Genomic DNA, 20,358 nt, shown 5'->3' with positions numbered 1-20,358 from the left:
AGCTAGTACGCGTTTATCACCCTAGCGATTACTTCGTACAAACCTTGTGTATTTACAGGTTTAGATACAAAATCGTCCATGCCCACACTTAAACAGCGCTGTTTATCGTCTTCGTAGGCATTAGCGGTAATTGCAATAATGGGCACATGTGCCTTAGTGTTTGCTTCGTTAGCACGTATTGTTTGTGTACATTCGTAACCATCCATATTTGGCATTTGGCAATCCATTAAAATTAAGTCAAAGGTGTTACCCTTAAGCACTTTTAACGCTTCAATTCCATCGTTAGCCATTGTAAGTTGTATATGAGTTGGCTCTAACATTTTTGCAATTACTTGGCGGTTTATGGGGTTGTCTTCTACCAATAGTAATTTTTTGCTACCAAGATCAGGTACTGATTGCGACTTTACTGCGGCTGTGGGCTCTATAAACTCAGCTTTAGGCGCATTAATGTAAAACTTGAGCATGCTGCCTTTACCGGGTTCACTATTTAAAGATATTTCACCCTGCATTTTTTTAATTAACCCTTGGCTAATGGCCAAACCTAGCCCGGTACCGCCATATTTACGCGCAACACCTACATCAGCTTGAGTAAACTCACTAAACAATAACGATTGCTGATCTTTTTCTATGCCTATGCCGCTATCAGACACACTCACAAATAATTGCTGGCCACTGTAATCAAACGATAAACGCACAAACCCGCGCTCAGTAAACTTATACGCGTTAGATAATAAATTAATAATAACTTGGCTTAAGCGTAAATCATCTACGTTAATACAATCTGGCAAGGTGTTACTACACTGAACTATAAACTGCACATCGTCAGAGCTTACAATGGGTGAAAACAACGATTTAATATTTTCGATAAACGGCGCTAAGTTTGTTGGGCGCGGGCTAATTTGCATTGCATTAGCCTCAATTTTAGAAAAATCTAAAATATCGTTTAAGATTTTTAATAAGTTTTGAGCACTTTTTTGTTGCGTATCTAAAAGATCTCTTTGCTCGTCGGTTAACGAACTATCGCGCAGCAATACTTCACCCATGCCCAAAATACCGTTCATTGGGGTGCGTAGTTCATGACTCATATTTGCTAAAAACTGCGATTTAGCCACATTAGCTAAATTAGCACGCTCTACTGCTTGCTTCAGCTTGTTAGTTTGCTCAGCAACTTGTTTTTCTAGCTGCTGGTTAAACTCACTGAGTTGTTTGTTTAGGTCTTGGTTTTTTATATTTGACGCTTGCAGGTTTTCTATTGAATGCTGCAGCGCAGTAGCTAGCATTTCAAACTGCTGTTGTAGTTGCAATACTTCTTGCCAACTTGAATCTGTATTAAAAGTATGTTTTTTTGATTTATTAAAGCTTTGCATTAAATTAGTTAAACCACTAATTGGCTGCACTAATAAGTTTGCAAGTTGGCGTACAAACAGCACCACCATAATAATTAGCATAGCGCCTAGCAAGATACTTGGCAGCCATGCTTTGGCTACAGCCATACTCAAATGTTTACGATTATAAAAAGTGATTACTTGCCATTTGCTCTGCGGATTAACATATTTAGAGCTATGGTAAACCTCGTTATTATTGGAACGAAATAAATTTTTATCGCCCATATTACGCGCATTAAAACCATCTTCGTTAAAGTCGGTTAATATTTTAAACTGCTCAAGCGAGCTAAAAACCACTTTTTGTTTATCATCCAATACAACTAACTCGCCAGTATTTTCAAATAAATTAGGAATAAACTGCTCTAATCGTCCAAGCTTTAACGACCCCTCTACTACGCCGAAAAACTCACCATCACGATAAATAGGTGCCGACAGCGCAACAATGGCTTCATTGCCAAGCCCTCGCCCTTGAAACACACCACCGCTATAACCGAGAGGATATTGCTTAGCCTGATTAAAGTACTCGCGATCAGCGACATTACGCTGCGCCTTAGTTAACCCCGCTATAAGGTTATTAGGCGACGTTATTTCGACGTAGCCGCTAGGGTTTGCATACAAGCTTGTAGCAAACCCTGGAAATAGATTCATTAGCCTTTTTAACTGCTGCTCACTATCTGTGCCCGCGCTTATGGCGTCGCTACTCATTACAATGGCATTTTTATGAAACGTTAAATAATCACTTAATTGAGTGCTTATATATTTGGCTTTTTCTTCAAGTTGGGCGTCTACCTCATACTCTAACCGAGAGTGGTGATCGTTCACTAAAATTACACTGGTAAGCAGTATAACCAATATAATAATAACGCTTACAACATAGCTAAGAATGCGAGCAAGAGGCCTGCCCTGATAGGCACGGCTGGCGTGGGGTACAAATACACTAAATAAATCAACTAAAGCTAAGCTAATTAACGCATTTATGAGGTACTTTGATATTGCAACAACTAGCGTTAACCATGGCAGACCAATAAGGAACTGCCCTATTCCCCAAATTATAGGTAAACCAACTAACAGCCAAAAAACAGTACCAAGAGGGAGTATGGGTTTAGAGCGGCGTAAACAAAAAGTGTAAAGCCAAAAAAGCTCGAGTAAATAAACAATACTCGGCCAGCAATGCCCCCACCTATAAAGTAAAAAGCCAGATACAATCGCAAGGCTTAAGCACGCATAACGCAGCCCAATAAACACTAAGCTACATAATACAAATACTTGCCCAAATAAAAACTCAGAACTGTCGAAAAAATATAACGGCGAGAGGTTAACTAAACCCCCTAGCAACCCTAATAAAACAGCGAGTGTCCACTTACTTCTTTGAGGCATTACTTCAACCCTAGAGTACTTTGTTAACACGCAGTGTTAAATTAATATAATTGCTACATTATTGCGTACAAGTTAAAAGTTGTCTAGCGAGAAAAGGAGCTGGAAACTATTAGGTATTATGGATTAATTTAGTGAAAAAATATAAATATTAAGGAGTTAGCGATATACACCCAATGTTGCTTGAAGTATAAGTTGGCATAGAGTTGAATCATAAAATGGCATAAAGTGACTGGTGTTCTTAAATTAAAAGCTCCTGATACCAAAGCCAGTTTTTTAATGCTAAAAAATTCCGATTAATTTAGTAGAAATAGATATTTCTCATTAAGACTTAAACACCGTTAAGTTTCAATTTTTGATGGTGAAGAAAATGATTGGATAAATTTTATGGGATATCTATGTCGATGACATGACGTACCGATTCGCAACGAACGATTATATTAGCACATCAAGAATAGTGGAAATATCACCTCAGAACCAGCTAATCAAAACAGTCAGTGGTAGCCTTTATCAAGTTATTGGAAAAGGCAAAAAGCCGAAGTGCAAATGTGAGTGAGCCATTTAACAATTTGGTTAATACTAAATTATGTCATCTTATGCTTCTGGTTTATGCAATTTTTTAGTACAAATATGTCAACTTATACTTCAAACAACACCCAATGTTGTTTGAAGTGTAAGTTGACATAGCTACATTTGATTTCATTGAGCTACAACGACACAAATGAAGTGTAAGTTGGCATAAAATTGAAGCGTAAAATGATATAAAGTGACTATTTGGTAGAGTTTATTGAGCCTGTAACAGATTCTGTATAACTGCCATTTAGTTAATATACCTTCGAGGAGTTTCAAACCCGGAAATAAAACAGCCCATCGCCTGATGCCAGATTTGAATAAACATTAACCATTTTTACTGTCATCTTAGATTAGCCAGAAAAACAAAGCCCCAAGCTGATCTCAGCGAGAGGGGCTTTGAATTTAAAAACTAGTTTAGACTTCGTTAGTGTCTAAACTTATGTATTTTTGGGTAGCGTTCGGTGGCGGCGCTGGACAAATTTGCGCACCCTTCTGGCGCACACCGAATACTTCTGCAGGCAAATGCTGATCGAGCTGTTGGTGAAACTGATCGCTTCAGGCAAAGAAAAGCCCGGCACAAGACCGGGCTAATGAAGGTTAAGGCTTGTTGTTGGAAATTTCAATTTTCAAGATCCCTTACCTCAAAGGCTAATCCAGCTATTTATCTATCGTTGCTTAAATTTATCTGAAACAACACGAAAAATAATAGCCAAAAAGTAACTTAACAAGCCGAATGAGATTAATAACAACTCTATTCCTGTTTTAGCAAGAGAAAGCTTAACTAGAAGCCTATATACCACTTCCATTATCATTGACACCATTAAGATTGCGAATCCATTAGGGGATAATAATACAATCTTGAAAAAAGCTTCTTTAACTCTATTTAACATGACTTGTTTCCTGCACACTCAACAGCCCCGCCAGAATTACTAATAACGTTACCCATAGCTTCACCTATTCCAACTGACTCTGATTTAACTGTAGCTCCCAAGGCGCTACCAGTTGTAGAATTGATGTGGGAAGAGATTTGTTTTTGAGCGAATGATGATGTACCTTTTGCTGCTCCAACCACAGCATCAACAGCATCCCCACTAACGCTGCCTGCAACAGCACCAATTGCACCGAGAGCAGCTCCCTTCAAAATTCCCGAGTCTAATTCTTTACCATCAATAGCATTATTCGCTACCGTCGAAGAAGTACCTATTAATGCACCACCATACGCATTAGCCCCAGCCTTTAGCGCAATGCTAGAAGTTAAAGAGGCAATACCTCTACCAAGACCAGCACCAGCACCAGCTAAACCTGCAACTCCAATTTTCGCGACACTATTAAAATCTGCCTTTAACTCACCTGTAATAGCTTGTCTTGCAACCTCTAAACTGACTCCTGCAATAAAACCGACTAACCCCCACTCACCCGTCGGATCCGTCGCATTAATTGGATCATTCCCCACATAGGCATACCAGTTCATGCCGTCTTTGTAGCCGATGGGGTCGGTCTGCATAAAGCGGCCGAGCTTCGGATTGTAAACCCGTGCTTTGTAGTGATAAAGCTTAGTACCTGGGATTAAGATTTGCCCAGTGTAACGGAAACGCGATGAGCTGGTATTAATCGGCTCACCGAATGGGCCATATTTATGTGTTGCTATTATTGAACCTGAGCCATTCGTTTCACTAATAATTGAGCCGCGCTCATCTGCGTGTAAATAACGCTTGTTACCTGTGCCACTACCTTCGTACCACACTAGCGGGTCATCTTCGCCTATACCATGAACATAGCGACGTAATAGACTACCGCTGCTGTTGTATTCCGCAACCAGTTCGTTTGCATCATATAAGAAGGTCGTTTTAGTGCCATTGAGTGTTGAGTAATTTAATCGTCCCGTCGCATCATAGCCAAGCGCTAAGCTGGTACCTGACTTAGACGCAGACGTTAAACGGTTATGTGCATTGTAGTTATAGCGCCAACCATCATAACTTTTTATGTTGCCGTTATTATCATAGGTTAAATTTTTACCACCAACACTGGTGTATTGGTTTAAATCGTTCGTGGCGTAATCTTGCTCACCAATAGTTGGAATTTGAATCTGGTAATTATTATTACTAACGGTTTTCGATTTCAGTTGATTTGCGTAGTTATAAACGAAATTAGCGTTATTGATACCCGTATGATTAAATTGGCTTACGCGTCCTTTTGTGTCGTAAACCACAGAGCTAGATTTTCCATTTCCTCTAGAAATACTCGTCAATTGCCCTTTTGGGTTATAAGTGTAACTTGCAAGCAGGTTACTGCCATTTTCTTTTATTGAAGTCAGCGCACCTGTAGCATCAAATGCATAAGTGACATAAAAACCACCGGGGTGAGTTAACCGAGTTCGTCTATCGCCTAAGTCATAAAGGTAACATGCCGATACAACGTCCAGCAAGAAGACTTACATCACAATTTTTAGGTAAATAAGTAATAGTAAAATAATAGCGCTTCAAACTTTACTCCTTTGGAACAAGCCACCTTTAATCAACACTGCCGCAATAAAGTGAATTGAGTTTGATTGTTCACTTTGATCTAAACCATGCTTTTCCATGTGCTTAATATGCAAAGCAATACGCGGGAGTAATGAATAAAAGTCTGGATGGGTCTTAGGTGTTCTGTGTGCAACTAATATTTGCTTATCTGCGCCATACTCGTGAGTGCGTAAAGGTTTGTAGCCTCCCTCGTACCAATCATCGATAGTTTGGATAGCCGCCCCTACTTTTTGTGAATTTAAACTTGCCGTTTTTTTATCGCCCACTTGAGTATATGCAAATTGTTTAGATGACATGCCCTATTCAACAGTATCTACAAACCTTTGACTAGGGTGAACCTCTGGCTAAATGCATTTTTAATTTTTGCGGTTATATCTAAATAACAATAATTTTGGGGGTTGCTAAGCCCTTTTTAAATGGCTTCTGATAATGCAATAGCGCTATTTGATTATTTTGCCAATTGTCCTGCCACGTTAATTTTGTGCAGCTTCAGTATTAATTGGGTCTGAATCTTCTGTGAGAACTTCAATATCAACATTTGGTGATTAGCGGTTACGCCAAAGCCAGTTGCTCATCAGTTGTCTGTGTGAGTAAGTAAAAAGTCAGGCATGTAAAGCCGTATACGGTTATTGAACTCATATTCGTAATCTAGTGGTTGTGCTTCAAATGCGGCTATTGATAGTGAAAATTCAAAATGGAAACATGCATCAAACTCTAAAGAGGTTTCGAATAAAAAGTGATTTATTTTTTTACTAGAAAATTTATGAGGGTTTTTATACGGGCGTGTTTTATTTTGCAAATGTGAGTGAGCCATTTAACAATTTGGTTAATACTAAATTATGTCATCTTATGCTTCTGGTTTATGCAATCTTTTAGTACAAATATGTCAACTTATACTTCAAACAACACCCAAATGAGGAATTTGGGTGGCAGTCTTACCAGCCACATCTCGGCACACACGTCACAAACTGTGGCTGCTCCCTTCCGGGCCTGACCAGGTTCGCCTGCTAGTGTTGCGAGAGGACCAATAAGACTACCATTGAGGGCCTTGGTTGGCGCGGGAAGGATTATCTCTACTTTTGCTCTGTTATTCAAGGGATAATCTAAAAAGAAAGTGCGATTGCATACTTCATATACAATCGCGACGTATTTAGCTGTTTTAGTGCGTATTAATTGTTCTCTAACTGCGCTTTTATATTACGAAGTGCTGCTTTTACTTTTTTCATATTTTCTGGACCCATACGTAAAAGCTGTTTTTGCGCAGCAGGTAATTGCTCCCACTCCGAAAACGCATACTGATACGTCACTGAGTCGCGAAGTAACGGCAAGTCACCTTCAGGCTCTGGCGTATCAAGTAATAAATCGATTGCATCGGTTAGCGTTTGATTAAACTCATCATCGCCATAACCAATTTCACTGTATGCATTATTAATAAGTGGCTTGTACTCTTCGTACATGCGAACGGCTTGCGCTGCACTCATACTGGTAAATATTTTCACATACGGGGTATAACGCTCGTAGCTGTTAGGGTTAATTGTGAGGATATCCCCTTCATTAACGCTAAATTTCTCTTCTGGCTGTACAACAGGCGTGTGCTTTTTAGCTACCTTACCTTTAGCTAGGTTATCTACAAATACAACACCACGGCGAATTACATCGTCGGTTACCATTAGGCTCATTACTGAGTCGCTTAGGTACTCATCCATTTTAGCAACCACAACTGCATCACTTTCGTTAAGCGTTGGTAGTGGCTCTACTTCAGGCTCCGGCTCGCTCGGGCTTTGTGCTGGTACTTCAAGCTCGGCTGGTTTTTCTGGCATTACAGATGGCGCGTCTACCACTGGGTCGTTCTCGGGTTTAAGTTCCATCATAGGTTGCTCTTTAACTACGGGCTCTACCTCAGTGCGTGTTTCTTGCTCGTCACTTGGTGTGAGCAATACGAAGGCGGCCGCACATGCTACGACTATTAAAATAATAACGGCGAAAAGAATATTGTTATTAGGTGGACGTTTTTGAACATCTGATGCTTCTGGTTTATCTGACATACGAACTCCATAAAAATTAAAATGCGATATCACTTAGAGTACGCTAAGTGGATTAAATTCATTCTTACACAAATACTATGACATTTTATAATACGGCAATTATAGCAAAGTAAGTTACCTACTAAATTGGGTGATTAAATAATGTAATAAGCATTAGGGCAGTTATCCTTTGATTCTTCTAGCTTAAAGACTTACAGTTAATAAATAAAGTAAAGACGTAGAACAGTTTAACCACCAATATGAAAATCAAGCAAGTTGATCCACAAAAACCTAAAACTGCCTTATTACTTACAGGTGGTGGCGCACGAGCTGCTTATCAAGTCGGTGTGCTAAAAGCGCTAGCTCATAGTATGCCTCGTACTGCTCCATTGCCATTTAGAGTAATAAATGGCACCTCCGCTGGCGCTATTAACTCTGCTGCATTGGCATGTTACGCTTCTTGTGCGCATTTGGCTGTACGAAAGCTCGAATCAGTTTGGAAAAACTTTTCAACCTCTATGGTCTATAAAAGTGACTTTTTAAGCGTGTTTGGTCATATTGCTCGCAATATCTTAACGAGCTTTCAGTCAGAGCATATTAACCACCCACCAGCGAGCTTACTAAATAACCGCCCTCTGCGTAGTTTATTAAACGAGATTTTAGATTTACACCGCATTGAGCGCAATTTACACCGTAATTATTTAGATGCGCTGTCTATTACAGCCTCAAGTTATACAACGGGTGACTCGGTTGCATTTTTTCAATCTAATACGCAAACATCGTGGCAACGTGCTAAACGCGAAGGCCGCGCAACTCGTATTAATGTTGAGCACTTAATGGCATCAAGTGCCATTCCTATGGTGTTTCCAAGTGTAAATATTTATAACCATTACTTTGGTGATGGCTCTATACATCAACTTTCTCCGCTGAGTCCGTCGATTCATTTAGGCGCTGAAAAAATATTTATTATTGGGGTAGACCAACCTAAAGAATTACACCCGCCGGGTTATTCGCCACATTATCCTGGACTCTCTGCTGTTGCGGGGCATTTACTCGACAGTGTATTTACCGACACTATGCAATCGGATTTAGAGCGTTTGGCTCGTGTTAACCGCACATTAGGGCTATTACCCGCTCGTGACAAACATCAAGAACTTAAACAAATAGATACCTTTGTAATTAACCCATCGCAAAACTTTAACGCAATTGCAGCGCAGTATTACGACGATATGCCATGGGCTATTAAAGTATTGCTACGTACCATAGGTGTTAAAAAACATTCGCAATCGAGCTTAACCAGTTATCTATTGTTTGAAAAACGCTACACCCAGCATTTAATGCAAATTGGCTATGAAGACGGTATGAAAAAATTACCGGAGATACGCAAGTTTTTAGAACTAGATTAAGCCCAAACAGAAACGTTATTCTATTCCGTCGAGCAGGTAGTGCTCTACCCGCTCAACACGCCTTGGTTTACCTTGTAACACTAAAACGTCATTAGCCAATAAGATTGTTTGTGCCGATGGAGTGTCTATTTCGGCCCCTTCTCTGCGCAGTGCTTTTACCAGTACCCGACGCTTTTCTAAATTTAGATTTTCGATTGTTTTATTAACTGCATAAGCTTTATCAGGCAGAGCAACTACATGTAAGTACTCTAACCGGTCACTTGATGTATCTTCGTTATCTTTAAAATAGCCTGCATAAAAGCTTTGCATTAACGGATAACGATTACGACGCTCTTTACTTACTCTTCGCACAATACGCGTCATCGGTACGCCCGACATAGACAACACATGCGACACGAGCATTAAGCTTGCCTCTAACGACTCAGGTACTACTTCGGTTACACCTAGCTCTTTTAAATAATCTAGCTGGCTATCGTCACGAGTACGAATGAGTATTTTAACATTGGGTGCTATTTGCTTTATGGCATCAATAACAACTTGTGCATGATCAAACTCTGTAAAAGTAATAATAACCAAGCGAGCTCGCTCTACTCCTGCGCACTTTAAAATATCTTTTTGTTTAACATAGCCAAATATGACAGGCTCACCCGCCGCTTTGCCTTCTTGTACTAAAATTGGGTTACTTTCAATCGCAACATAGTCAATTGCTTCGGGCTTTAAAAAACGCGCTATAGTTTGCCCAACTCGTGAAAAACCACAAATAACAACATGGTCGCTATAAAGCGTACTACTTTGTGGCTCACTCTCGAGCGCCAAACTTGGGCGATCGAGTATGCCTAAACGCTTTAAAATAAATGGCGTTTTATCAATCAAAAATGGGGTAAATGCCATTGAAAGCACACCAAGGGCAATTAAAAATGAAGCTTGCTCTGAATTTAATAATTGATGCTGGCCAGCAAGTGCAATAAGTACAAAGCCAAACTCCCCCATTTGCCACAGCATAATGCCACAGGCGAGTGAATCTTGGTTTCGCTCATGCATTAGCCGCGCGCTAAAGGCTACCACTGCAATTTTTAATACCAGTAAACCCAGCAAGGCGCCAATAATTATTACGATATGCCCCAGTACAAATAAAATATCTAGTTGCATACCTACAGTAACAAAAAACAGCCCCATTAAAATATCGCGAAATGGGCGTATATCGGCCTCTAACTGATGCCTGTAATGACTCTCACCTAACATCATTCCGGCTAAAAAAGCACCTAGCGCCATAGACAAGCCAAACATATACGTTAAAAAGCCTGCAAACAACGCGACTAATATGGTGGTAAGTACAAATAACTCATCGGTTCGTACTTGCGCTATTTCTTTAAACACAATGGGCAATACCCATTTACCAATTGCCCAAAGAAGCACACATACAAATGCGCCTTTACTTAGGGCAAACGCTAAAGCCCAGCCAATACTTTGAGAGTCACTTGATGCAAATAAAGGAAGTATTATTAATAGAGGAACGACAGCAATATCTTGAAAAAGTAGAACACCAACGGCCAATTGCCCACGGCGCTGATTAAGCTCACCCGTTTCTTTTAATAGCTTAACTACTACAGCGGTTGAAGAAAGCGCCATAATTGTGCCGATGGTAAAACTGGTGAGTAATGAAAAGTTTAAGCAATATAGAATAATAATGAAGAGTAAACTGGTTATACCTACTTGTAATGAGCCCAAACCAAATACTAGGTTTCGCATTGCCATTAGCCGAGAAATAGAAAATTCTAGCCCTAAACTAAATAACAAAAACACAATACCCAGTTCAGCTACAAACTCTATTTCGTGAGATTGTGCAAGCCAGCCAATACCATGACTACCGGCTAAAACCCCCGTTGCTAGGTACGCTAAAATAGGCGGCAAGCCAATGCGCTTAAAAAACCACACAAAAAGAACTGCCGCGACCAATAAGCCAAAAATTTGAGCATTAATACTTTGCAAATGCAGCCTCGCGTTTAAATTAAACTAGTAGCTTGTAAGTAAATATAACAACCATATGTTTTTCATGCAATTTTAAAATATGGCACAAAAATAGCTTAGTTATTGCAAAGTAACACCCTCGGGGGAGAATTTAATGGAAAACGTCCATATTTTGACGCAGCGTGTGTCTGGTCGCGGTGATTTTTTGCCGTTTTCGGCTGAACACTCACCTACAAATGAAATAACTGAAACGCATGAACTCGTCGCAGAGCTACAAACAAGCTTAGTGATCGAGGATGTTCTGGCTATTTACGCTAAATTTGCAAAACAATTGCTCAATTTTTCTGGATTGCAGTTTCAATCAACTTTAGGTACTGCTCAAACATCACAAAGTGATACAAATAGTACACCCTATATTTTTGATTTAGCGATTAATAAAGACCACTTAGGGCAGCTAATTTATTTTAGTAAATTCCCGCTTGGTCACGCAATTGAGAAAAAATTACATACATTACATACTGCGCTGGTTTATCCACTTCGTAATGCGATGATGTATAGCCGCGTACTAAAGCTTGCCACAAAGGATGCGTTAACCGGTTTAAATAATCGTAGTCAATTTAATGACTTTTTACTTCAAAAGCTTGAAAACTGTCGCCGTTATCAACGTCCATTTAGTTTAATGTTGCTTGATTTAGATAACTTTAAACAAGTTAATGACAACTTCGGCCATAAAATTGGTGACGATACACTTAAAGAATTTTCAAAAGTACTGTGTAGTAGTATACGCGGCACTGATTCGGTATTTAGATTTGGTGGTGATGAGTTTGCTTTGCTTATTGAAGACCCTGAGTTTACAACTAATAAAGTGATTGCTGAGCGGATAATGTGCTTAGTAAGAAAATCGCCATTAATGTCTAAATACAAAGTAACAACCAGTATTGGTTTTACTTTAGCTAACAGCCAAGATTGCGAAACTGAGATATTTGCTCGAGCAGATAAAGGTTTATACAAAGCAAAAGCATCAGGTAGAAACTGCGCAAAAGCATACTAGCCTTTACTTAACTGCATTAAATAAAAAAGCCTAGCTTCCCCCGCTAGGCTTTGCACTTACCAATTTATAAATAAACAACGCAGCACAGAATCCAAAAAAGAATCCGCTAATTAAATTAAGTAATGCAGTAATAGTAGCAAGCGGTGTAAATAATACTAAAAGCAGTGGCAGGCTCACGCCTGAAATAAAAAACAATCCACCTTTACCTAACCAATAAGCTAATAAAAGTACTGCAGATGCAATCCCACCAGCGACTGCATAACCTAACGTGACTATATTTAACTCAAGTAAAACATTAGCGATAACAGCAATAAGCGCTGTTATTAGCATACCCATTGGCGCTTTTGTTACTAACGATAAGCCAACATGCGGCTGTCTACTCATTTATTTACACTCCCAAAAAATACCATTTTCATCAACATGCTTAGCGCTTATAAAACAACCAACCACTTGAACTAATTCATCATTATAAAAAATAAGTGGCACACTGGCGCGTAGCCACGGCGCTATTTTTGCATCTTTAAACCAATGCTTAACTGTATTACTTCCAGGCTTTTTAAGTGGTTTAATACGTGCGCTATTGCAATTAAAGCGCACTATTACTTGCTCATTTGAGTGTGGAGGTCTTACTCCAAAACCAATGCTTTTAATTAATAAGCGCCCGTCTGCAAGTTTTAGCTGTGAATGATTTAGCTCACTATCTGTTAATACTTCATTTGGTGTTACAAAATACAAATAACCTTGATGACGACGTATTTGCCCATCGAGCAAATCAATACGCATTTGTGCGTCGTTTTTTGCGCACATTGCTTGATTAATAATTTGCTCAAGCTGCTTTTGCGATGGCATGACTTGTGTAAATAATGCAAGCCACGCACGTACTATATTTGCAATACGCGCTGAGCTGTATTCACTTATTTGGCTAATGCACAGTGCTTGGTGCTCGTTAATACACTTATTTAAATCAAGCTGAGTGTACTCATCAAGTAGTGTTTGCTGCTGTTGTAGTAGCTCAATACTTCGTGCTGTACATTGTTCAAACCCAGTAAAGCGCTCGACTAACACAGGTACTATTTTTGAGCGTAAAAAGTTACGGTCAAAACTTTCATCTGTATTTGAGTCATCAGTTATGTGGTTAATACTAAAGCGCGCCGCAAACGCTTCTATATCGCTTCGCTTTACGTTTAACAATGGCCTAAAACATACACGGCCACTTTGCAGCAAACGCGCTTGGTGCATGGCGCCAAGCCCTTTTAAACCCGAGCCACGCTTTAAGCGCAGTAAAAACGTTTCTACTTGGTCGTTTAAATGTTGGCCCAATAAAACAATGCTGCCTTGTGGGCTTAGCTCATCAAGTGCTTTATAACGTGCATCGCGAGCTTGGGCTTCAAGGCTCGTACGCGACTGCTGCTCAATTACAACTTTTGCGGCTTTAAAAGGCACATCAAGCTCAATACATACGTTTTTGCAAAAGCGTTGCCAGTCATCGCCATACTGGCTCAAGCCATGGTGAACATAAATAGCCGATACATCAATTGCAGGGTTATCGGCTCTTAAAGTACACATTAAATGCAGCAACACCACAGAATCAACACCACCAGAAAGCGCCACAGTAAAAACAGTGTTACCTTGCTCAATATAGCTATTTAGTGATTTTTTTAATTGCTGATAAATTGCTGTTGTATGCATATGGCCGCACTTTTATATAAAAACTCTGAACATTTTAAAGCAAAAAAGCCGCATAAGCGGCTTTTTTTTAACAATTAATGTATTTAGCAATAACCAAACGACATTAAACGTTTGTAACGTTGATCAAGCATTTCTTCAAGCGTAAGCGCTTGTAAGTCTGCTAGGTCACGCTTAAGGCGTACTTTTAAGTTACGTGCCATTGCATCGTAATTACGGTGTGCACCACCTAGAGGCTCATCAACTAAATTGTTGATTAAGTCTAGCTCTTTAACGCGCTCTGCAGTTACACCCATTGCTTCTGCTGCAAGCGGTGCTTTGTCAGCGCTTTTCCAAAGAATAGACGCACAACCTTCAGGCGAAATTACAGAATAAGTGCTGTACTGCAACATGTTAACTCTGTCGCCAACACCAATCGCTAATGCACCACCTGAACCGCCTTCACCAATAACCGTACATATTGTCGGCACTTTAAGTGACGCCATTACTTTTAAGTTACGTGCGATTGCTTCAGATTGACCACGTTCTTCAGCGCCAACACCTGGGTATGCACCTGGTGTGTCAATAAAGGTCATGATTGGCATTTTAAAACGCTCAGCCATTTCCATTAAGCGTAATGCTTTACGGTAACCTTCTGGCTTTGGCATACCAAAGTTACGTTTAATTTTTTCAGCAGTATCACGACCTTTTTGTTGGCCAATAACCATTACCGGTTCGCCATCTAAACGCGCAATGCCACCTAAAATAGCTGGATCGTTAGCAAAAGTACGATCGCCAGCAAACTCGTCAAATTCCGTGAAAATGCGCTCGATATAATCTCGAGTGTAAGGACGCAACGGATGACGTGCTAACTGTGATACTTGCCAAGCGCCTAAATTAGAAAAAATCTCCTGTTTTTGTTTGGCACTTTTTTCTTTTAATTTGCTGACTTCCTCTTCTAACTCAAGGTCTAATTCGCCAGCGCGGCTGATACTTTGTAATTCTTCAATTTTTGCTTCTAATTCTGCAATTGGAAGCTCAAAATCAAGATAATTGAGGCTCATGCTCTAAACTACCTAATTAGTTAAATTCTAGTTCTACATCTTGCGCAGCCATTAGTGATAACTTATGGATTAAGTCGTCACTTGGCGTAACACACCATTCGATCCCAAGAGTTAATTGCGCCAACGCATCTGGACGTTGGTAATAAACCTTGATCGGACACGTTCCCATTTTATAGGGTTCGAGTACTTTTTGTAATTTATCGAAGAAACCTGCCTCGATTTGCACCATGTTCAGCGTCATTTTAATCGCTTTAATACGCTTTTCACGCGCTTGAGCAATGGTGTTTATTTCTCTGGCGGTCATTGTAATACCACCGGAGAAGTTATCAAAGCTGACCTGTCCAGATATTACCAAGATATTGTTAACTTGGAGCATATCTTGGTACTTTTCAAACTCGTCTGAATACAAGCGTACATCAATCCGTGCACTCTTGTCATCTAAAGTTACTAAGGCCCAACGATTTCCTTTTTTATTAATTAATACTCTAGAAGCAATAACTAAACCAGCTGCCGTTGCAAACACATCACGATTAGTTGGCTGTAAATCAACTATTTTTCCGCTAGTGTAATGCCTAAGCTCACGGCGGTACTGATTTATTGGATGCCCAGTTAAATAAAGGCCTAGCGTCTCTTTTTCGCCATCTAACCACTCGTTATCAGTAAGCCCTGTGGCTTTAATAAAAGCTTGTTCAACTTCATCAGGCTCAGTGGCTAATAAACCAAATAAGTCACTTTGTCCTAATTGCTCAGCTTTGTTGTGTTGATCGGCCGCACGCATAGCATCTTTTAAACTGGCTAGTAATGTAGCACGCCCAGATTGGGTTTTCTCTGGTCCTAATTGATCCAAAGCACCTGCGTAAATTAATTTTTCAGTAACACGTTTATTTAAGCGTTTTAAATCAACACGGGCACAAAAATCAAATAAATCTTTAAATGGGCCACCTTTTGCACGCGCTTCTAAAATTGCTTCAACCGGTGCCTCACCTACGCCTTTTATCGCGCCAATGCCGTAAACAATTTCACCTTCAAGGTTTACTGTAAACTTAAACTCACCTGCATTTACGTCTGGTGGTAATAAGGTGAGCTTCATGTTTTCACATTCATCCACCAAAATAACTATTTTGTCGGTGTTATCCATATCGGCCGACATTACAGCAGCCATAAACTCTGCAGGATGATGCGTTTTCATCCACAATGTTTGATACGATACGAGTGCGTAAGCTGCTGAGTGAGATTTGTTAAAACCGTAACCTGCGAACTTTTCTACCAAGTCGAAGATTTTTATCGCAAGCTCGCCGTCAATGCCGTTATTTCTTGCGCCATCTTCAAATGTTGAACGCTGCTTTGCCATTTCTTCGGGTTTTTTCTTACCCATTGCACGGCGAAGCATGTCGGCGCCACCTAGCGTGTAACCGGCTAGTACTTGCGCAATTTGCATTACTTGTTCTTGATATAAAATAATGCCGTAAGTTGGATCAAGTATTGGTTTTAAGCTTTCGTGCTGATACTGCGCATCTGGGTATGAGATTTCTTCTCGGCCCAGTTTACGGTCGATAAAGTTATCTACCATGCCTGATTGCAGTGGACCTGGTCGGAACAAGGCCACAAGTGCAATCATATCTTCAAAGCAGTCGGGCTTAAGGCGGCGTACTAAGTCTTTCATACCACGTGACTCTAGCTGGAATACAGCGGTCGTTTCGGCGCGAAGTAGCAACTCAATACTTTTTTTATCATCCAGTGGAATGGTATTTATGTCAACGGGGTCTTTACCTTGGCGCTTCATGCGCACATTGGTCATATCGACCGCCCACTGCAATATAGTCAGTGTACGTAAACCCAAGAAATCGAACTTAACTAAGCCTGCGGTTTCTACGTCGTTTTTATCAAACTGTGTTACTGGAAACTTACCTTCGTCATCGCAATAAAGTGCAGCGAAGTCGGTAATAGTGGTTGGCGATATTACTACGCCGCCCGCATGTTTACCGGCGTTACGTGTACACCCTTCAAGAATGCGACACATATCGATTAAGTCTTTTACCTCATTGTCGCCATCGTAGGCTTCTTGCAAGCGTGGTTCTACATCAAACGCTTTGGCAAGTGTCATACCGGGGTCACCCGGAATCAATTTTGAAATTCGATCAACAAACCCGTAAGGATGCCCAAGCACTCGCCCTACATCGCGTATTACCGCCTTTGCAGCCATGGTACCAAAGGTAATAATTTGCGAAACCGCATCCCGACCATACAAAGCCGACACGTGATCAATTACTTCGTCTCGTCTATCCATACAAAAATCGACGTCGAAATCGGGCATTGATACACGTTCAGGGTTTAAGAATCGCTCAAAGAGTAAGTCAAACTCAAGTGGATCAAGGTCGGTAATTTTAAGCGCGTACGCAACTAACGAACCCGCACCTGAACCACGACCAGGTCCAACTGGAATATTATTATCTTTACTCCACTGAATAAACTCCATTACGATTAAGAAGTAACCTGGGAATCCCATTTGGTTGATTACACCGAGTTCAATTGCAAGACGCTCATCGTATTCAACACGTTTTACTTTTCTATCTTCTTCGTCGGGGAATAAAAACTGTAGTCGCTCTTCTAGGCCGTCTTGTGACACTTTAACTAAAAAGTCTTCAATTTTAAGCGAGCCGGTTGGGTAATCAGGTAAAAAGTAAGTACCTAATTGCACAGTTACATTACAACGCTTAGCGATTTCTACGGTATTTTGTAGGGCTTCTGGAATATCGCTAAACAACTCAGCCATTTGCTCAGGTGTTTTTAGATATTGTTCTTCAGAGAACCGTTTAGGGCGGCGCTTATCATCGAGCGTGTAACCGTCAAAAATAGCAACACGAATTTCGTGCGCTTCAAAGTTTTCGGGCTTTAAAAACACCACTTCGTTGGTCGCTACAACCGGTAGTTGCTCTTTAGCAGCAAGCTCTACCGCCATGTGCAAGTAATCTTCTTCAAGCGGTCGATTGGTGCGAACAAGCTCTAGGTAGTAGTTATCGCTAAAATGCTGCTTATAAAAACTAACAACCGATTCAATTACAGTCGGATTATTTTTTAATAATGCTTTACCTAAGTCACCGTCTTTAGCGCCTGAGAGAATAATTAAGCCTGCTTTTAGCTCAACTAACCACTCACGGTCAATAACTGGGCGATGAAATACATGCCCACGCTGATAAGCTTTAGATATCAGCAAGGTAATATTTTTATAGCCGTCGTTGTCTTTGGCTAATATAGTTAAGCGGCTTGGCTCATCAGGAAACTCTGGGCTACGAACCCAAAAGTCAGCACCCACTATAGGTTTAATACCCGCATTATGCGTGGCGCCATAAAAACGCACTAAACCACAAAAGTTCATCTGATCAGTAATTGCAATGGCTGGCATTTGCAGCTCTTGCGCTTTTGCGACTATTGGCTTTGTTTTAGCAAGGCCATCAACCATCGAAAAGTCTGAATGAACTCTTAAATGAACAAAATCAGGAGCAGCCATGCTTAGCCCTCACCATTGGCTTGCGCCAAAACGCGCTGCACAGGTTTAAAGCTTTTACGATGCTCGTCAATTGCACCGTACTGTTCAAGCGCTGCAAAGTGTGCTTTAGTGGGATACCCTTTGTGCCCTGCAAAACCATATTCTGGGTGGCGTTTATCAAGTTCAAGCATTTCGTCATCGCGTGCTACTTTAGCTAAAATAGACGCTGCTGAAATTTCGGCCACTAAGCTATCACCTTTAACAACAGCTTGTGCTGGCATAGTGAGTTTTGGCAATCGATTACCATCTATAAATACAAATTCAGGTTGTGTGCTTAATGCCTCCACTGCGCGACTCATGGCAAGCATCGTTGCGTGCAAAATATTTAACTCATCAATTTCTGTTGGACTGCAGCGTCCATACGCGTAGCACAATGCTTTTTCTTTTATTTCAATTGCAAGTGCTTGGCGTTTTTTATCCGTTAGTTTTTTAGAATCTGCTAAGCCTGCAATTGGTTTAGTGGGATCTAAAATGACGGCGGCAGTGACTACATCACCAACAAGCGGGCCGCGCCCTACTTCATCTACACCAGCAATTAAGGATACATTGGGTCTATCAATTTGCATTTATTAACTCCGCCACAGCATTGGCTGCTTGTTCACTGGCATTTAATCTAATTTTTTCGTGAATAGCTAAAAAGCGTGCTTTTAGCTCTTTGTTATCTGTGTTGAGCATAGGGGTAAGTGCGTTTGTTAAGTTAGTCACATTACACTCGGTTTGTAAAAACTCAGGCACTAGCTCTTCGTCAGCTAATAAATTAGGCAGCGAAAAGTACTTAATATTAAACGTAAATAAAGTTTTAAAAATCCAATAGCTCAAAGGCTTTATTTTATAGCCCACAACCATTGGCTTTTTATAAAGCATGCCTTCAAGTGTTGCAGTGCCCGACGCTAATAAAATAGCATCAGCAGCTTGCATCGCTAATTTAGATTGCCCATCAAGCAGGTTAACATTAAGGTTTGGTGCGGTAGCGTTTAATATATCACTAAACTGCGCTTTGCGTTTTTCGTTAACCAACGGCACCACAATTTTAAGATTGGGGTTTTTAGCTTGCAGCTCTGCGGCTGTTTTAATGTAAGTCTCGCTTAGCAAACCAACTTCAGAGCCTCGACTACCAGGTAGCAGCGCCAGTACTTTGTCATCAAGGCTTAAGCCGAGTTCTTCTCGTGCTTTAGTATCGTCGTGTTCAAGTGCTATGTCGTCAGCCAAGGTATGCCCCACAAATGTACATGGCACTTGGTGCTTATCGTAAAATTCTTTTTCAAATGGTAATAATGCTAACACTAAGTTAGTGGCTGCACTTATTGTATGAATGCGCTTTTCGCGCCACGCCCAAACAGACGGACTTACATACTGCACGGTTTTAATACCCGCATCTTTAAGTGGCTTTTCTACACGTAAGTTAAAATCGGGTGCATCTATACCTATAAATACATCAGGTGGGTTATCTACAAAATGCTGCACGAGTTGTTTACGTATTTTAAGCAAACGTGGTAAACGCCCTAGCACCTCAACAAGCCCCATTACCGAAAGCTCATCCATGTCGTAAAGTGTTTTACAGCCCTGCGCTTGCATTTTAGGTCCTGCTATTCCTTCAAAAATAGCGTCCGGAAAGTGTTTTTTTAGGGCTTTAATTAAGCCTTCACCTAAAATATCGCCCGACAGTTCACCTGCCACAATACCAATACGTAGTTGTTTTTTATCTTTATTCATTTGATTTTATTTCACAAGTAAACCAGGCGTTCATGCTTGTTAGTTTACCGTGTTTTACTGTTTGGT

14 protein-coding genes, 1 other RNA gene and 1 pseudogene are annotated in these 20,358 nt (G+C 40.5%); 2 read left to right on the top strand and 14 right to left on the bottom strand.

Features of this window, described 5'->3' with window-relative positions; genetic code table 11:
- Nucleotides 1-2: 2 nt before the first annotated feature.
- The 7 genes and pseudogenes from H5120_RS11195 to H5120_RS11170 form a co-directional block, all read right to left on the bottom strand.
- Nucleotides 3-2,762 carry a response regulator gene (locus H5120_RS11195; protein ID WP_182674392.1) on the bottom strand — a complete coding sequence of 920 codons (2,760 nt, stop codon included), beginning with the start codon at nt 2,760-2,762 and terminating at the stop codon, nt 3-5.
- Between the two features lie 1,453 nt (nt 2,763-4,215).
- Entirely contained in the window at nt 4,216-5,076 is an 861-nt protein-coding gene (locus H5120_RS20310) for an RHS repeat-associated core domain-containing protein (RefSeq protein WP_404936371.1), read from the bottom strand.
- Between the two features lie 655 nt (nt 5,077-5,731).
- Nucleotides 5,732-5,815: pseudogene (locus tag H5120_RS20305) on the bottom strand (type I-F CRISPR-associated endoribonuclease Cas6/Csy4); the annotation flags it as partial.
- Nucleotides 5,812-6,150: a type I-F CRISPR-associated protein Cas7f/Csy3 gene (locus H5120_RS20225; protein ID WP_259397834.1), complete on the bottom strand. Its 339-nt coding sequence runs from the start codon at nt 6,148-6,150 to the stop codon at nt 5,812-5,814. The pseudogene H5120_RS20305 and the gene H5120_RS20225, both read right to left, overlap by 4 nt.
- A gap of 278 nt (nt 6,151-6,428) precedes the next feature.
- A complete protein-coding gene (locus H5120_RS11180) occupies nt 6,429-6,653 on the bottom strand; it encodes a hypothetical protein (protein ID WP_259397833.1) in 225 nt (74 codons plus the stop codon).
- 134 nt (nt 6,654-6,787) lie between these two features.
- Nucleotides 6,788-6,884: signal recognition particle sRNA small type (gene ffs / locus H5120_RS11175), an RNA gene on the bottom strand.
- Between the two features lie 139 nt (nt 6,885-7,023).
- On the bottom strand, nt 7,024-7,899 hold the full coding sequence (locus tag H5120_RS11170) for a DUF3014 domain-containing protein (protein ID WP_182674390.1): 876 nt from the start codon (nt 7,897-7,899) through the stop codon (nt 7,024-7,026).
- Between the two features lie 239 nt (nt 7,900-8,138).
- On the opposite strand from H5120_RS11170, the gene H5120_RS11165 reads away from it, so the two are divergent.
- Entirely contained in the window at nt 8,139-9,284 is a 1,146-nt protein-coding gene (locus H5120_RS11165; protein ID WP_002958292.1) for a patatin-like phospholipase family protein, read from the top strand.
- Nucleotides 9,285-9,299: 15 nt separating this feature from the next.
- Here the strand turns inward: H5120_RS11165 and H5120_RS11160 are convergent, their stop codons facing one another.
- Complete coding sequence (locus H5120_RS11160; protein ID WP_002958293.1) at nt 9,300-11,273, bottom strand: monovalent cation:proton antiporter-2 (CPA2) family protein; 1,974 nt, start codon at nt 11,271-11,273, stop codon at nt 9,300-9,302.
- Between the two features lie 133 nt (nt 11,274-11,406).
- Between H5120_RS11160 and H5120_RS11155 the strand changes: the two genes are divergently transcribed.
- Nucleotides 11,407-12,303 carry a GGDEF domain-containing protein gene (locus H5120_RS11155; RefSeq protein ID WP_024596260.1) on the top strand — a complete coding sequence of 299 codons (897 nt, stop codon included), beginning with the start codon at nt 11,407-11,409 and terminating at the stop codon, nt 12,301-12,303.
- 30 nt (nt 12,304-12,333) lie between these two features.
- On the opposite strand, the gene H5120_RS11150 is transcribed toward H5120_RS11155, so the two are convergent.
- The 6 genes from H5120_RS11150 to lpxB all read right to left on the bottom strand — a co-directional run bounded on the left by H5120_RS11150 (nt 12,334) and on the right by lpxB (nt 20,292).
- The gene (locus H5120_RS11150; RefSeq protein ID WP_154903572.1) at nt 12,334-12,687 is read right to left on the bottom strand and encodes a hypothetical protein; all 354 of its coding nucleotides are present in this window, start codon (nt 12,685-12,687) and stop codon (nt 12,334-12,336) included.
- A complete protein-coding gene (gene tilS / locus H5120_RS11145; protein ID WP_182674389.1) occupies nt 12,688-13,992 on the bottom strand; it encodes a tRNA lysidine(34) synthetase TilS in 1,305 nt (434 codons plus the stop codon). It lies immediately after the preceding gene.
- Between the two features lie 83 nt (nt 13,993-14,075).
- Complete coding sequence (gene accA, locus H5120_RS11140; protein WP_002958297.1) at nt 14,076-15,032, bottom strand: acetyl-CoA carboxylase carboxyl transferase subunit alpha; 957 nt, start codon at nt 15,030-15,032, stop codon at nt 14,076-14,078.
- A 16-nt stretch (nt 15,033-15,048) separates the two neighbouring features.
- Nucleotides 15,049-18,540 carry a DNA polymerase III subunit alpha gene (gene dnaE, locus H5120_RS11135; RefSeq protein WP_138488763.1) on the bottom strand — a complete coding sequence of 1,164 codons (3,492 nt, stop codon included), beginning with the start codon at nt 18,538-18,540 and terminating at the stop codon, nt 15,049-15,051.
- Between the two features lie 2 nt (nt 18,541-18,542).
- Nucleotides 18,543-19,145: a ribonuclease HII gene (rnhB, locus tag H5120_RS11130; RefSeq protein WP_165742995.1), complete on the bottom strand. Its 603-nt coding sequence runs from the start codon at nt 19,143-19,145 to the stop codon at nt 18,543-18,545.
- Nucleotides 19,135-20,292, bottom strand: coding sequence for a lipid-A-disaccharide synthase (lpxB, locus tag H5120_RS11125; RefSeq protein ID WP_182674388.1), 1,158 nt, complete (start codon nt 20,290-20,292; stop codon nt 19,135-19,137). The genes rnhB and lpxB overlap by 11 nt, the downstream gene beginning before the upstream one ends.
- Between the last annotated feature and the right edge of the window lie 66 nt (nt 20,293-20,358).

Origin of the sequence: Pseudoalteromonas sp. SR43-2, from assembly GCF_014163885.1 — a bacterium.
In the GTDB taxonomy this organism is placed as follows: Bacteria; Pseudomonadota; Gammaproteobacteria; order Enterobacterales; family Alteromonadaceae; genus Pseudoalteromonas; species Pseudoalteromonas distincta.
Note: the sequence above shows the minus strand (reverse complement) of the source record. Positions and strands in the feature narration are given on the sequence as shown.

Excerpts from the sequence above, each read along its gene's own strand:
- H5120_RS11195 (WP_182674392.1), bottom strand. The coding sequence starts at position 2,762 with ATGCCTCAAAGAAGTAAGTGGACACTCGCTGTTTTATTAGGGTTGCTA.
- H5120_RS20225 (WP_259397834.1), bottom strand. The coding sequence starts at position 6,150 with ATGTCATCTAAACAATTTGCATATACTCAAGTGGGCGATAAAAAAACG.
- H5120_RS11170 (WP_182674390.1), bottom strand. The coding sequence starts at position 7,899 with ATGTCAGATAAACCAGAAGCATCAGATGTTCAAAAACGTCCACCTAAT.
- H5120_RS11165 (WP_002958292.1), top strand. The coding sequence starts at position 8,139 with ATGAAAATCAAGCAAGTTGATCCACAAAAACCTAAAACTGCCTTATTA.
- H5120_RS11155 (WP_024596260.1), top strand. The coding sequence starts at position 11,407 with ATGGAAAACGTCCATATTTTGACGCAGCGTGTGTCTGGTCGCGGTGAT.
- H5120_RS11150 (WP_154903572.1), bottom strand. The coding sequence starts at position 12,687 with ATGAGTAGACAGCCGCATGTTGGCTTATCGTTAGTAACAAAAGCGCCA.
- tilS (WP_182674389.1), bottom strand. The coding sequence starts at position 13,992 with ATGCATACAACAGCAATTTATCAGCAATTAAAAAAATCACTAAATAGC.
- accA (WP_002958297.1), bottom strand. The coding sequence starts at position 15,032 with ATGAGCCTCAATTATCTTGATTTTGAGCTTCCAATTGCAGAATTAGAA.
- dnaE (WP_138488763.1), bottom strand. The coding sequence starts at position 18,540 with ATGGCTGCTCCTGATTTTGTTCATTTAAGAGTTCATTCAGACTTTTCG.
- rnhB (WP_165742995.1), bottom strand. The coding sequence starts at position 19,145 with ATGCAAATTGATAGACCCAATGTATCCTTAATTGCTGGTGTAGATGAA.
- lpxB (WP_182674388.1), bottom strand. The coding sequence starts at position 20,292 with ATGAATAAAGATAAAAAACAACTACGTATTGGTATTGTGGCAGGTGAA.